Genomic DNA, 12,097 nt, shown 5'->3' with positions numbered 1-12,097 from the left:
GAACCATCTCCCCACGACGGTGGACGAGCAGGAGGTCGCCATGTCCGATCACGCCCGCACCACGGCCCCGACCGGGATGCCGGTCCTCGGCCGGGGGAAGCACCGCAGCCCGGCCCGGGGCGCCTGCTTCATGGAGTACACCTCGCTGCTGGCCGGCGAGGTCTTCACCGACCGCCCCCGGTGCGTGGACAACGAGCTGGCCACCGTGCTGCGGGGCGCCAACGACCAGCTCTCCGACGGCCAGCGGCACGTGCTCGTGCCGCTGCTGGGCCGGGCGATCGGCCTGGTGGTGGAGCGTCCCCCCGCAGTGGGCAGGTGGCGGGTCTCGGCCACGGAGTGGCGGCGGCACCGCGAGGCGGCCCTCCGCCACCGCGCGCGCACGGCACGGCTCAGGCGCGCGGTCGCCGTCCGTTTCACGCGGGCGCTGGGGGTGCCCTCCGCACGCATCGACGACGTGTGGTCGGGCTGGGGCCAGGAGGTCTCCTGGCTGTTCTGGGACCTGATGAGCGAGCCGGCGCTGCCCCGCCGGTCCGAGGAGTACGTGCACCGGCTGGTCGACCGGTTGCACCTGCTGCACGCCTGCTACGAGCAGGCCATGGACGACCTGGGTCTGCCGCGCCCGGCACGCGAGGACGACCGCGCCGCGGCGCCCGCGCACGCCACCGCTCCCCCCTCGGCGACGGCGGAGGGCTGACGCCGCTGCGCCGGCGGCCTGGTCGCCTGTTGTTGCGCGGCGACGCGCACCGGTCTGTGCTGGAACCACTCCGGCCCGGAGCACGTCCCGAGGGAGGTCCGATGTCCCGGTCCGCCGGCACCGCCCAGGTCTCGTCCGTCCGTCGCGTCATCGTCGCCAGCCTCGTGGGCACCTCCCTCGAGTGGTACGACTTCTTCATCTACGGCACGGCCGCCGCGCTCGTCTTCAACCAGATCTTCTTCCCCAGCTTCGACCCGCTGGTCGGCACGCTGCTCGCGTTCACGACGTACGCGGTCGGGTTCGTGGCCCGGCCGCTGGGCGGGATCGTCTTCGGCCACTACGGCGACAAGCTCGGCCGGAAGAACGTGCTCGTGGTGACGCTGCTGATCATGGGCATCGCCACCTTCCTGATCGGCGTGCTGCCCACCTACGGGTCCATCGGCGTGTGGGCCCCGGTCCTGCTGGTGGCGATGCGCTTCCTGCAGGGCCTCGGGCTCGGCGGCGAGTGGGGCGGCGCGGTCCTGATGACGCTGGAGTCCGGCGCTCCGCACCGGCGCGGGCTCAACGCCAGCTGGCCGCAGGTCGGGGTGCCGATCGGGCTGCTGCTGGCCAACGGGGTCCTGGCGCTGGTGGGCGCGGTGACCTCGGACTCGGCCTTCGTCGACTGGGGGTGGCGGATCCCGTTCCTGCTCAGCGGCGTGCTGGTGCTCGTCGGGCTGTGGATCCGGCTGACGATCGCCGAGAGCCCGCTGTTCCGCGAGGTCCAGGAGCACGACGCCGAGGTCAAGGCCCCGATCGTCGACGTCCTGCGCCGGTACCCGAAGCGGGTGCTGCTCGCGATCGGCGCGCGGATCGGCGTCGACGTGGCCTTCTACACCTTCATCCTGTTCGTCACGACGTACGTCGCGACGTACCTGGGGCTGCCGAGCAGCTACGCGCTCAACGCGGTCCTCATCGCCGCCGCGGTGCAGGTCTTCCTCATCCCCTGGTTCGGCGTGCTGTCGGACCGGTTCGGACGCCGACCGGTGTACCTGTTCGGCGCGGTCGGCGCCGCGATCTGGGTCTTCGCGTTCTTCGCCCTGCTCGACACCGGCCGCTTCGCGCTGATCGTCCTCGCCACGGTGGTCGCGCTGTTCTTCCACGCCGCGATGTACGGCCCGCAGGCCTCGTTCATCGCCGAGCTGTTCCCGACCAGGGTCCGCTACACCGGCGCCTCCATGGGTTACCAGCTGGCGGGGATCCTCGGCGGCGCCCTCGCCCCGATCATCTCGGTGGCCCTCATCGACCGCTACGACACCTCGCTGGCGGTCTCCCTCTACGTGGTGGCGGTCCTCGTCCTCACCGCGGTCTGCGTCCTCCTGGCGCCGGAGACCGCGCGGACCGACCTGCACGCCGACCCGGCCACCACGGGCCCGACGGAGCGCGCCCCCCGGTGACCCACGCCGGCCGGCTCGGGGCGCCGCCGGCCGGCACCGACCCCGCGCGCCCGCAGGAGGCCCCCGGTCCACGGGTCGAGGGCGGCCGTGCGGCCTGTCCGGTGTCGACCGCGCGTGACGTTCGGCTCTGACCGGGCCCCGGACGGCGTTCCTACGCTGGCCGGGCGGGCGCCGCGGTGCGCGGCCGTCGACGTCCTCCGGCGCCGGGGCGACACCGTGGAGCGGCCGGAACTGAGGTCCCCGTCCCCGTCCACGGAGGAAGACCATGCGGATCGTCGTCATCGGCGGCACCGGGCTCATCGGGTCGAAGGTCGTCACGCTGCTCACCGCCCAGGGGCACGAGGCGATCGCCGCCTCCCCCGCCACGGGCGTCGACACCCTCTCCGGCCGGGGGCTGGCCGAGGTCCTCGACGGCGGGCCGGTCGTGGTCGACGTGTCCAACTCCCCGTCCCTCGACGAGGCGGCGGCCCTGTCGTTCTTCACCACGTCGACCCGCACCATCCTCGCCGCCGAGGCCGCCGCGGGCGTCGCCCACCACGTGGCGCTGTCCGTGGTGGGGGTCCGCCGCCTGTCGGGGAGCGGCTACCTGCGCGCGAAGATCGCCCAGGAGGACCTCATCGAGAGCGGGCCGATCCCCTGGTCGATCGTGCACGCGACCCAGTTCTTCGAGTTCCTCTCCGGCATCGCGCAGGGGGCCACCCTCGACGGCACGGTCCGGCTGGCCCCCGTGCTGGTCGCGCCCATCGCCGCCGAGGACGTCGCGGCGACCGTCGCCCGGACCGCTGTCGGCGCCCCGCTGACGGCCACCGTGGAGGTGGCCGGGCCGGAGGAGTTCCGCCTCGACGAACTCGTGGCCCGCCTGCTGCGCGCGCACGGCGACCCCCGCGAGGTGGTGGCCGATCCCGGCGCCCGCTACTTCGGCGCCCCCCTGGACGAGCGGACCCTCCTGCCGGAGACCGGCGCGCTCCACGGCAGCACCCGGTTCGAGGACTGGCTGCGCCAGTCGGCGGGCGTGCGGGCCTGACGCCGGCGCGGTTCCCGGCGCAGCGACGCGGCCGCCGTCACGGCGTCCGGGTCGCCGCCTGCTCCGCCGTCGCCTGCGGGCGCCGGGGTGTGGGGAGGCCCGCTGCGGCCTCTGCCACGGCCTCGAGCGCCGTGCCGATCACGTCGGTCACGACGTCCGGCCGGGAGATGAGGATCGCGTGCGAGCCCTCGAGCTCGACGATCTGCGCGCCGGCCCGCTGGGCCATGGAGCGGACGATGTCCGTCCCCACGGTCAGGTCGCCGGTGGTGACCACCGCCCAGGACGGCAGCCGCTTCCAGGCCGGGGGCCCCGAGAGGTCGGTGAAGGCGGCCTCGGCGATGGGCCGCTGGGTGGCGGCCAGCACGGCCGTCTGCTCCACGGGCAGGTCCGCCGCGAAGGCCTCGTGGAACCTCGCCGGGTCGACGCCGAACTCCGTCGCCGCCTGCCCGTCCGGGCCGGTCGGGTACCGGCGGGGGACGAGCGCACTGTCGAGCACGCTGTCCTTGGAGCCGCTGGCGACCGCGCCCAGGGCCTCGCCCTCGTCGGGGGCGAACGCGGCCACGTAGACCAGGCCGAGGACGTTCGGGGCGCCGGTCGCGGCGTTGGTGATCACCGCTCCGCCGTAGGAGTGGCCGACCAGCAGGACGGGGCCGTCGATCTGGCCGAGGACGGACGCGATGTACGCGGAGTCCGCGGCCAGCCCGCGCAGCGGGTTGGGCGGTGCCACCACCGGGTGGCCGCGCTGCTGCAGCGCCGCGATGACGCCGCTCCAGCCGGCGGCGTCGGCGAAGGCGCCGTGCACCAGCACGACGGTGACGTCGGTGGGAGAGGTGGGACGAGACATCTGCACTCCTCGGGAGGTGCCGCTCCGAGGCACTCAAGACCGCGCGCCCGACCCGCGCCTCATCCCCGACGGATGACCGTCCCCGAGCGCGGTGCACCGACCAGGTCCCCGCGGCCGGGAACGGTCAGGCGTCGGGGCTCACGCCGGCACGCGGACCGGTGGGTCCTCCCCCACCTCGGGCTCGGCGACGATCCACGCGGTGCGTCCGTGGATCGGCGGGGTCTTGGTGCCGTCGGTGAACCACACGACCACTCCCCCGTGCGCCCGGCAGTGCGCGCGCACGACGCGGATCCGGCCCCCCTGCCGGCTCCTGGCCGGCCGGACCAGCGGGAGGCCGAAGTCGCTGCCGACGACGTCCGTGGTGAGGACGGGCTCACCCGCGGGCAGGGAGGACGTGGAGACGGTGACCGCGGGCGGCGGCGGCGCGGGCCGGGCCGGGGGCTCCACGCCGCGGTGGACGGCGGCGCCGCGGCTCTTCCCGCACACGCAGCGCCAGGCGACCTCGCCGGCGGCTCGGCTGAACGGGTGGGCGGACGTGGAGACGGGGGTCATTCGGGGCCTCCTCGGGATCGGGGCCGACCGGCCCCCTCGCACCGGCGCGGCTCGGCGGGGTCGGTCCGACGTGTCGAACAGGTGTTCGATCCTAGGCCGTCCGTGGCGTCCCCGGCACTCAGTCGGGCTGCGTGCCCTTGCGGGTCACGCGGATCGTCTGCGGGCTGCGGGTCCGCCGCGTGGGCACCACCTCGCCGAGCTCGACCAGCCGCTCGACCGCGGCGTCCTTGTCCACCTGCGTGCGGAGCCCGCCGCCGGACCACTCGCAGTGCAGGTCGTCGGCCGGACCGGACCGGCCCCGCAGCCGTTCCCGCGCGTACTCCTTGTGCCGCCGGGCCTCGCTCTCCGCGGCCCGCCAGGCGTCGTAGTCGTGCACCGCGCCGACGTAGTCCGCGTCGGTCACCGTGAGGCGGGACTGGCGGGACACCTCGCCCTCGGTCTCCGGGTCCACCGGCGGGCCCCAGCACAGGTCGAGGAACGGGCACCAGTCGCACATGGCGTCCACCCCGGGCCCGAACCCGTCCCGCGGAACGGCCTCGGCCCCGTCGTCCTCGACGGTGGCGTAGACGTCGGTCAGCCACATGATCGCCTCGGCGGTCAGCGACGGGTCGGCGTCGGCCTCGAAGACGACGTCCTCCCCCGAGTCGCGGGACAGGTAGCGCAGGCGCAGTCCGTCGACGTCCTGCCCGGTGCCGGCCTCCAGCCGGCGGTCGGCGGTCTGCCCGGTGCGCAGCAGCCAGGCGTAGACCGCGACCTGGAACCAGTGCCGGACCGGGACCCCGCGGGTGAGGACCCGCTCGAAGCCGAACCGGGACGTCGTCTTGAGGTCCTCGACGACCGGGGCGTGCCACCAGTCGCAGCGTCCCTTGACCTGCTCGCCCTGGAGGCGGACCTCGGTCAGGCCGCCGTACTGGCGGCGCAGCGCGCGCAGCACGCCGCGGTGCAGTTCGGTGCCGATGAAGGCCTGCAGTCCGGTGCGCGGGTTGGTCGGACGGCGGCGGGCGATGCGGTAGGCCGCCCGCCGCCGGCACTCGCCGAGCTCGGAGGCGCCGATCATCCGCTGCCGGGAGCGGGCCCGCCGGCTGTCGAGGTCGCGGACCGCGGCGGCCAGGCTGGGGGCCGCCCGTCGCTCGGCGGCGCTGGGACGGGCGGGCAGGACGGCGGTCATCGCGGCGTCCTCGGGTCGGGGGTGGTGGAGCGGGGCCGGGGGTCCGGCCCCGCTCCGGCGGTGTCGGTCACGCGATCTCCTGCTGGCCGGCCAGGCCGGCCCGCTGCGTGGCGATGACCTCGCGCACGAGGGCGGTGAGCCGCTTGGTCGCCACCTGCTCGACCGGCCGGCCGAAGCGGGCGCCGATCTCCTCCCCGGTCACGCCCAGGGTCTCCAGGCTGGCCAGCACGCCCCGGCGGGCGGCGTTGAGCCGGCGCTCCCGCGGGTCGTCCGGGGTCGGCGAGGCCTCCAGCAGCGGGTTGGCCGTGGCGGCCTCCTGGCCGGCGTCCGGGCGGGCGGCCGCGGCGGCGGCGCGGGCGGCCTCGACCACCGCGGCCGGCGTCGTGGGCGCGGGCGGAGCGGCCGGGGCCCGGCGGCGCCCCGCCGGGTGGGCCTTCATCGACGCCTCGATGAACTCCTCGTGCCGGGCCTGGACCAGCTCGCCGACGGTGTACGAGCCGCCGGGGGTCGGCACCTCGACCTGGAGCAGCCCGGCGCGGTTGGCCGCACCCCAGACCTCGCGCAGCTCGTCGTCGTCCGCGGCGTCGCCGATCCGCGCGACCAGGTCGGCGACGTCGGGCTCACCCCGTCCGCCGGCCCGGGGAGCCGGGCGGCCGGCCGCGGCCTCGTCGGTCCGCTCGTGGTCGAGCAGCCCGCCGCCGTGGAAGGCGACGAGGTCGCGGACGTGCGCGGTGCCCGGGTCGCACCGGAGCGCGTCGAAGACCAGCCACTCCAGCAGCCGGCCGGTCGCCGCCGGGTCGGTGACCTCCTTGGCCGGGTCGGTGTTGGGCTTGATCCCGACGTGCACGCTGCGCGCGCCGACGAGCAGCGGCCGCCGTCCCCGGCGCAGCCGCATCCACACCGTCGCCGCGTACGGGAACTCCCGGTGGGTCTGCACCGACCAGGTCTTCTGCCCCTCGACCGGCCGGCCGTTGGCGTCGACCTCGGTGACCTCCTTGCCCCGCGCGGTCACGACGACGATGCCGGGGAAGGTCAGCAGCTCGGTCTGCAGCTTGCGCCAGCGGGAGCCGGCGTCGTTCCAGAGGTTCTGGCTGATGGTGATCTCGGCGTTGGGGTCGCGCTTGAGCAGCTCGCGGTTGCGCGTCGACTTCGAGGCCCGGTCGCTGGCCCAGTCCTTCAGGCCGTCCCAGATCGCCGAGCCGGTGTCGATGCCGAGCACCACCGGCGGCTCACCGGCGTCGGCGGCACGGCGGGCCTCGGCCTTGACCGCCTGGACGGCGGCCAGCACCGCGGCGTAGGAGCCGTCGTGCTCGACGAGCTGGTACTTCGCGCCGGGGACCGCGCCGTACTCGTCGCCGGCGCCCTCGTTGAGGTCGATCCAGTACAGGGCGCCGATCCTGTCACTGCTGCTGAACTGGGCCAGGGCCCAGCTCTTGCCCGCCTTCTCCTCGCCCTCGAGGAGGATGCACGGCCACGGGACGCGACCGGTGGGCTGGCGGGTCTTGAGGCCGGAGACGGCCATGGTGCACTCCTTGTCGACATGGGGAAGATGTCGACCCGAACGCTAGAAACGGGTGCTGACACATCTCGGCGGCCCCGCGCAAGCACATCGCGGCGTCGGTGACGAAATGCCAGGTCACCGGTCCGCACGGCGTGTCGGCCGTTCGCTGTCGGCGTAATCCGGCGCAGGACGCGAGCGCGGCGGTCGTGCGGGCCGCCGATGCCGTCGGTCGCGGCACAACCGGGCAACGTCGGCGACGTGCGGAAACGGTTGGTGAGCCAATGCTTGGTACCCCCATGGCTCTAGGCTGGACCGGTGACGACCGGCCAGACACCCCAGCCACTGCCCGCCTCCGAGGACGTCCTCGCCCTGGACCGGCAGGTCTGCTTCGCCCTGGCGGTGGCCGCCCGCAACGTGATCGCCGTCTACCGGCCCGTGCTCGAGCCGCTCGGCCTGACCCATCCGCAGTACCTCGTGATGCTCGCGCTGTGGCAGCACGGGTCACTGTCGGTCAAGGCGCTCTCGGGCCTGCTGCAGCTGGATCCCGGCACGCTGTCCCCGCTGCTCAAGCGGCTGGAAACGGCCGGCCTGCTGCGCCGGGAGCGGGACCCGAAGGACCAGCGGAACCTGGCGCTGGCGCTGACCGAGGAGGGCGTGGCGCTGCGCGAGCAGGCAGAGCAGATCCCCGCCGGCATCGTCGAGCGCCTGGGCCTGCCGGTGGAGAAGCTGATGGAGCTGCACGGCGTGCTCACCGAGGTGATCGCGGCCGCGCAGCAGGCGCTGAGCAGTCCCGCGACCGAGGACACGGCGGAGTCCCCCACCGCCACGGTCGCCTGACCGACGCCCACACCGCCCCACGGCTGTTGGACGACTAACAGTTAGTGCCCCAACCCTTTGCGGACTTACCATTCCGGTGCACCATCGACGTGTGCCCGTCAGCGAGCAGGAGCGTCCAGCCGCCATGACCCACCCCACCGCGGAGCCCGGCCGGCCGGCCGAGCCCGTCGTCCGACCGGCGCCGCACCGCTGGCTCTGGTACGCCCTCGGCGGCGGCCTGCCCGAGCGCCACCGCGGCTGGGTGCTGCACGACACCACCACCGGCACCTGGGGGCTGCGGCACATCGCCCGCATGCTGGTGCAGATGTCGATCCCGATCGCGCTGATCGTGGTCTTCCTGCCGGCTCCGCTGGGGCTGCGCGCGGCGGTCGCCGGCGGCGGCATCTTCCTCGGGCTCATCTACTCGCTGGCCTACATGCCCGAGACCACCGAGAACCGCGTCGTGAAGGCCGGCTACCCGGCGGGAACCGCCACCGCCGTCCGCGAGCGGGCCGCCCGCGAGCGGGACCTGCGGGACAGCGAGCGCCGCCGGGCCGCCAACGCCAGGCGCGCCGCCCGCTACCGCGACCGCCAGGGTCACTGACCGGCCGGGCCGGCTGTCCCGACCTCCTCCCAGGAGGTGCTCGGCGGGCGGGACACCGCCGTCCGGCTGGCCGACCGCTCCTCCGACGGTGTGGGCGGACCCGGCGACGGCCCTCAGGGACGGCGCCACTCGCTCCCGGCGACCAGCAGTGGATTGCCCGGGTGATCGCGCCGACGGATCATGGCCGGCATGGCCCACCACGCGGTTCGGGCTCCGCTCCCTCGGCCGTCCGTGGCCACGGCGTGAACCGGCCGCAGGCAGCGGTCGACTGGCCCCTGCTCCTGCTGGGCGTCGTGGGCACCGTCGGGGTGGTCACCGCGCTGACCCAGGACGCGTGGCTGTGGGGAGCGGTCATCTTCCTCGGGTCGGTCGTGGCCGAGCTGCTGGTGGTCCTGGCCCGACACCGGCGAGCGCGACGCGCGCAGACGCCGTGACCACGGGCGCCGCACGTCCTAGTCCTCGATGACGTCGAGCCCCTGCTCCCGCAGCAGCGCCAGCTGGTCCAGCATCCCCTTCACGACCTCCGGGTCGTGGCCCGCCCAGTCGTCCACCTCGCGGACGACGCGCAGTGGATCGCGGGTGCGGTAGGACTGCGTGGGGTTGCCGGGGAACCTCTTGTTCGTCACGTTCGGGTCGTCCTCGAAGGGCCCCAGAGGCTCCACGACGTAGATGCGTCCCCGCTCCCCGTTCCCCGCCAGCGCGGTCGCCAGCTCCGCCCCCCAGGCGGCGGTGTCCACGAGCGCGGTGAAGTAGATGTGGTTCGACACCCGGCCCGCCTGGAAGTTCGAGCCGAAGCCGGGAACCAGCTCGTCGCCGACCTCGAGCGCGGACCTCGTCCCGTGGAAGAACGGGCCCTCGATGCGCTGGCAGCTGTCGTAGGTCACGGGGACATGGGTGCCGCTGTCCTCGCCCATCGCCGTCCTCTCCTCGGACACCGCGGCCGGCCGCGCCGGGCGACGGCCCCCACCGCACCGCCACCGTAAGGGGGCGCCTCGAGCGGACCGCTCCAGGGACGCCGGAGCGGCGCTAGGCGCCGCCCGACCCGACGGCCAGCGGGACCCGCGCGGGGTCGGTGCGGGGCCGTCCACCGCGCAGGCGGTGCGCCAGGGCGGTGTGCCGGCGGCCGGAGCCGGTCGCCCGCACCGCCTGGCCCAGCGCCCGCGGGGAGCCGACGAGGACGACGAGCCGCTTGGCCCGGGTGACGGCGGTGTAGAGCAGGTTGCGCTGCAGCATCATCCACGCGCTGGTGGTCAGCGGGACGACGACGCAGGGGTACTCGCTCCCCTGCGAGCGGTGGACGGTGACGGCGTAGGCGTGCACCAGCTCGTCGAGCTCGCCGAAGTCGTAATCGATCGCCTCGTCCTCGTCGGTGACGACGGTGAGGGTCTGCGCGACCGCGTCGATGGCGGTGACGACGCCCTGGGTGCCGTTGAAGACCCCGTGCGCGCCCTTGTCGTAGTCGTTGCGGATCTGGGTGACCTTGTCCCCCACCCGGAACACCCGGCCGCCGAACCGCTTCTCGGCCCGGTCCGGCCGCGCGGGGGTGAGCGCCTCCTGCAGCAGCTCGTTGAGCGCCGCGGCGCCGGCCGGCCCGCGGTGCACCGGGGTCAGCACCTGGACGTCGCGGCGCGGGTCGAGGCCGAACCGGGCCGGGATCCGGCGCGTGACGACGTCCACGGTGAGCCGCGCGGCCTCCTCGGCATCGTCGGTGCTGAACAGGAAGAAGTCGTCGAGACCGCGGACCTGCGGAGGGGCGCCGGTGTTGATCCGGTGGGCGTTCGTCACCACCCCCGACCGGCTGGCCTGCCGGAACACCTGCGTCAGGCGCACGTGCGGGATCGGCGTGCCCTCGGCGAGCAGGTCGCGCAGCACCTCGCCGGCGCCGACCGAGGGCAGCTGGTCGACGTCGCCCACCAGCAGCAGGTGCGCGCCCGGCGGAACGGCCCGCACCAGCTTGTTGGCCAGCAGCAGGTCCAGCATCGAGGACTCGTCGACGACCACCAGGTCGGCCTGCAGCGGCCGCTCCCGGTCGAAGGCGGCGTCCCCGCCGGGGCGCAGCTCCAGCAGCCGGTGCACCGTGACCGCCTCGACCCCGGTCAGCTCGGTCAGCCGCTTCGCCGCCCGGCCGGTCGGCGCGGCCAGCACGACGCGCGCACCCTTGGCCGCCGCGAGGGTGACGATCGAGCGCACGGTGAAGCTCTTGCCGCAGCCGGGGCCACCGGTGAGGACGGCGACCTTCTCGGTCAGCGCCAGGCGCACCGCCTCCTGCTGGCCTCCAGCGAGCTCCACGCCGGTGCGCCGGTGCAGCCAGGCCAGCGCGGCGTCCCAGTCCACGGTCGCGAAGGCCGGCAGCCGGTCGGTGTCGGCGCCCGCCAGCCTCCGCAGCCCCGCGGCCAGGGAGACCTCCGCCCGGTGGAAGGGGACGAGGTAGTACGCGACCGTGTCGGGCTCCCCGTCGGCACCGGGGAGCTCCTCGCGCATCACGCCGTCCTCGGCGACCAGCAGGGCCAGGCAGTGCCCCACCAGGTCGGCCGGGACCTGCAGGATCTCCACCGCCCGCGCGACGAGTTCGGTCGCCGGGAGGAAGCAGTGCCCCTGCCCGGTCGCCTCGGAGAGGACGAACTGCAGCCCCGCCTCGACCCGCTGGGTGCTGTCGTGCGGGATGCCCACCGCGGCGGCGACCGTGTCCGCCGTCCGGAACCCGATGCCCCACACCTCGGCGGCCAGGCGGTAGGGCTCGGCACGGACGACGCCGATCGAGGCGTCGCCGTACTGCCGGTAGATGCGCACGGCCAGCGAGGTCGAGACGCCCATGCCCTGCAGGAACACCATCACCTCCTTGATGGCCCGCTGCTCCTCCCAGGCCGCGGTGATCAGCCGGGTCCGCTTGGGGCCCAGGTTCGGGACCTCGGCCAGCCGGTCCGGCTGCTCCTCGATGACCTGGAGCGCGTCGGTGCCGAAGTGGTCGACGATCCGCTCGGCCAGCCTGGGGCCGATCCCCTTGACCAGCCCCGAGCCCAGGTAGCGACGGATGCCCTGCACCGTGGCGGGCAGCACGGTGGTGTAGTCCTCGACCTGGAACTGCCGGCCGTACTGGGGGTGCGCCCCCCACCGGCCCCGCAGCCGCAGCGTCTCCCCCGGCTGGGCGCCGAGCAGCGAGCCGACCACGGTGACCAGGTCCCCGCCGCGCCCGGTGTCCACCCGGGCCACGGTGTAGCCGGTCTGGGCGTTGGCGTACGTGATCCGCTCCAGTGTCGCCTCCAGGACCGCTCCGGTCCGCACCTCCCCCACCTGCACCTGCCGTCCCCTCGCCCCGTCCCCTCGCCGCCGCGCCGTCCGGCGGGGGATGGTGCCACCGCCCGGGGACAGTTCCGGGGTCCTGCCCGGGACCAGGGCGTTCGGCCGGGCCGCGGGAAGTGTCAGCCGGTCCTCGTAGCCTCGCGGCGCTCGCCCGAGGC

General features: G+C 74.8%; 12 protein-coding genes. 6 read left to right on the top strand and 6 right to left on the bottom strand.

The window, feature by feature from the left end; all coding sequences use genetic code 11:
• The first annotated feature begins 40 nt into the window (after positions 1-40).
• The 3 genes from ACI79D_RS02760 (at position 41) to ACI79D_RS02750 (ending at position 3,154) form a co-directional block, all read left to right on the top strand.
• Complete coding sequence (locus tag ACI79D_RS02760; protein ID WP_456916769.1) at positions 41-694, top strand: hypothetical protein; 654 nt, start codon at positions 41-43, stop codon at positions 692-694.
• A 101-nt stretch (positions 695-795) separates the two neighbouring features.
• Positions 796-2,130 carry an MFS transporter gene (locus ACI79D_RS02755; RefSeq protein ID WP_456916768.1) on the top strand — a complete coding sequence of 445 codons (1,335 nt, stop codon included), beginning with the start codon at positions 796-798 and terminating at the stop codon, positions 2,128-2,130.
• Positions 2,131-2,395: 265 nt separating this feature from the next.
• Positions 2,396-3,154 carry an SDR family oxidoreductase gene (locus ACI79D_RS02750; protein ID WP_456916767.1) on the top strand — a complete coding sequence of 253 codons (759 nt, stop codon included), beginning with the start codon at positions 2,396-2,398 and terminating at the stop codon, positions 3,152-3,154.
• Between the two features lie 37 nt (positions 3,155-3,191).
• On the opposite strand, the gene ACI79D_RS02745 is transcribed toward ACI79D_RS02750, so the two are convergent.
• The 4 genes from ACI79D_RS02745 to ACI79D_RS02730 all read right to left on the bottom strand — a co-directional run bounded on the left by ACI79D_RS02745 (position 3,192) and on the right by ACI79D_RS02730 (position 7,240).
• Positions 3,192-3,998: an alpha/beta fold hydrolase gene (locus ACI79D_RS02745; protein WP_456916766.1), complete on the bottom strand. Its 807-nt coding sequence runs from the start codon at positions 3,996-3,998 to the stop codon at positions 3,192-3,194.
• Positions 3,999-4,136: 138 nt separating this feature from the next.
• On the bottom strand, positions 4,137-4,550 hold the full coding sequence (locus ACI79D_RS02740) for a hypothetical protein (protein ID WP_456916765.1): 414 nt from the start codon (positions 4,548-4,550) through the stop codon (positions 4,137-4,139).
• Between the two features lie 118 nt (positions 4,551-4,668).
• A complete protein-coding gene (locus ACI79D_RS02735; protein ID WP_456916764.1) occupies positions 4,669-5,718 on the bottom strand; it encodes a PD-(D/E)XK nuclease family protein in 1,050 nt (349 codons plus the stop codon).
• 67 nt (positions 5,719-5,785) lie between these two features.
• A complete protein-coding gene (locus ACI79D_RS02730; RefSeq protein ID WP_456916763.1) occupies positions 5,786-7,240 on the bottom strand; it encodes a hypothetical protein in 1,455 nt (484 codons plus the stop codon).
• 294 nt (positions 7,241-7,534) lie between these two features.
• On the opposite strand from ACI79D_RS02730, the gene ACI79D_RS02725 reads away from it, so the two are divergent.
• The 3 genes from ACI79D_RS02725 (at position 7,535) to ACI79D_RS02715 (ending at position 9,073) form a co-directional block, all read left to right on the top strand.
• Entirely contained in the window at positions 7,535-8,056 is a 522-nt protein-coding gene (locus ACI79D_RS02725; protein WP_456916762.1) for a MarR family winged helix-turn-helix transcriptional regulator, read from the top strand.
• 124 nt (positions 8,057-8,180) lie between these two features.
• Positions 8,181-8,639, top strand: a complete 459-nt coding sequence (locus ACI79D_RS02720) for a DUF5313 family protein (RefSeq protein ID WP_456916761.1) — start codon at positions 8,181-8,183, stop codon at positions 8,637-8,639.
• A gap of 242 nt (positions 8,640-8,881) precedes the next feature.
• Positions 8,882-9,073: a hypothetical protein gene (locus ACI79D_RS02715; protein ID WP_456916760.1), complete on the top strand. Its 192-nt coding sequence runs from the start codon at positions 8,882-8,884 to the stop codon at positions 9,071-9,073.
• An 18-nt stretch (positions 9,074-9,091) separates the two neighbouring features.
• Here the strand turns inward: ACI79D_RS02715 and arr are convergent, their stop codons facing one another.
• Positions 9,092-9,553: an NAD(+)--rifampin ADP-ribosyltransferase gene (gene arr, locus ACI79D_RS02710; RefSeq protein ID WP_456916759.1), complete on the bottom strand. Its 462-nt coding sequence runs from the start codon at positions 9,551-9,553 to the stop codon at positions 9,092-9,094.
• A 112-nt stretch (positions 9,554-9,665) separates the two neighbouring features.
• Positions 9,666-11,921 (bottom strand): SF1B family DNA helicase RecD2, encoded by a 2,256-nt coding sequence (recD2, locus tag ACI79D_RS02705; protein ID WP_456916758.1) that lies wholly within the window; start codon positions 11,919-11,921, stop codon positions 9,666-9,668.
• Positions 11,922-12,097 lie beyond the last annotated feature (176 nt).

This window comes from Geodermatophilus sp. SYSU D00708, assembly GCF_054050115.1.
The sequence above is the reverse complement of the archived record's forward strand: the minus strand, read 5'-3'. Positions and strand labels throughout refer to the sequence as shown.

Coding starts and splice junctions, on each gene's coding strand:
- ACI79D_RS02760 (WP_456916769.1), top strand. CDS start 41: ATGTCCGATCACGCCCGCACCACGGCCCCGACCGGGATGCCGGTCCTC.
- ACI79D_RS02735 (WP_456916764.1), bottom strand. CDS start 5,718: ATGACCGCCGTCCTGCCCGCCCGTCCCAGCGCCGCCGAGCGACGGGCG.
- ACI79D_RS02750 (WP_456916767.1), top strand. CDS start 2,396: ATGCGGATCGTCGTCATCGGCGGCACCGGGCTCATCGGGTCGAAGGTC.
- ACI79D_RS02730 (WP_456916763.1), bottom strand. CDS start 7,240: ATGGCCGTCTCCGGCCTCAAGACCCGCCAGCCCACCGGTCGCGTCCCG.
- ACI79D_RS02755 (WP_456916768.1), top strand. CDS start 796: ATGTCCCGGTCCGCCGGCACCGCCCAGGTCTCGTCCGTCCGTCGCGTC.
- ACI79D_RS02720 (WP_456916761.1), top strand. CDS start 8,181: ATGACCCACCCCACCGCGGAGCCCGGCCGGCCGGCCGAGCCCGTCGTC.
- ACI79D_RS02745 (WP_456916766.1), bottom strand. CDS start 3,998: ATGTCTCGTCCCACCTCTCCCACCGACGTCACCGTCGTGCTGGTGCAC.
- ACI79D_RS02740 (WP_456916765.1), bottom strand. CDS start 4,550: ATGACCCCCGTCTCCACGTCCGCCCACCCGTTCAGCCGAGCCGCCGGC.
- arr (WP_456916759.1), bottom strand. CDS start 9,553: ATGGGCGAGGACAGCGGCACCCATGTCCCCGTGACCTACGACAGCTGC.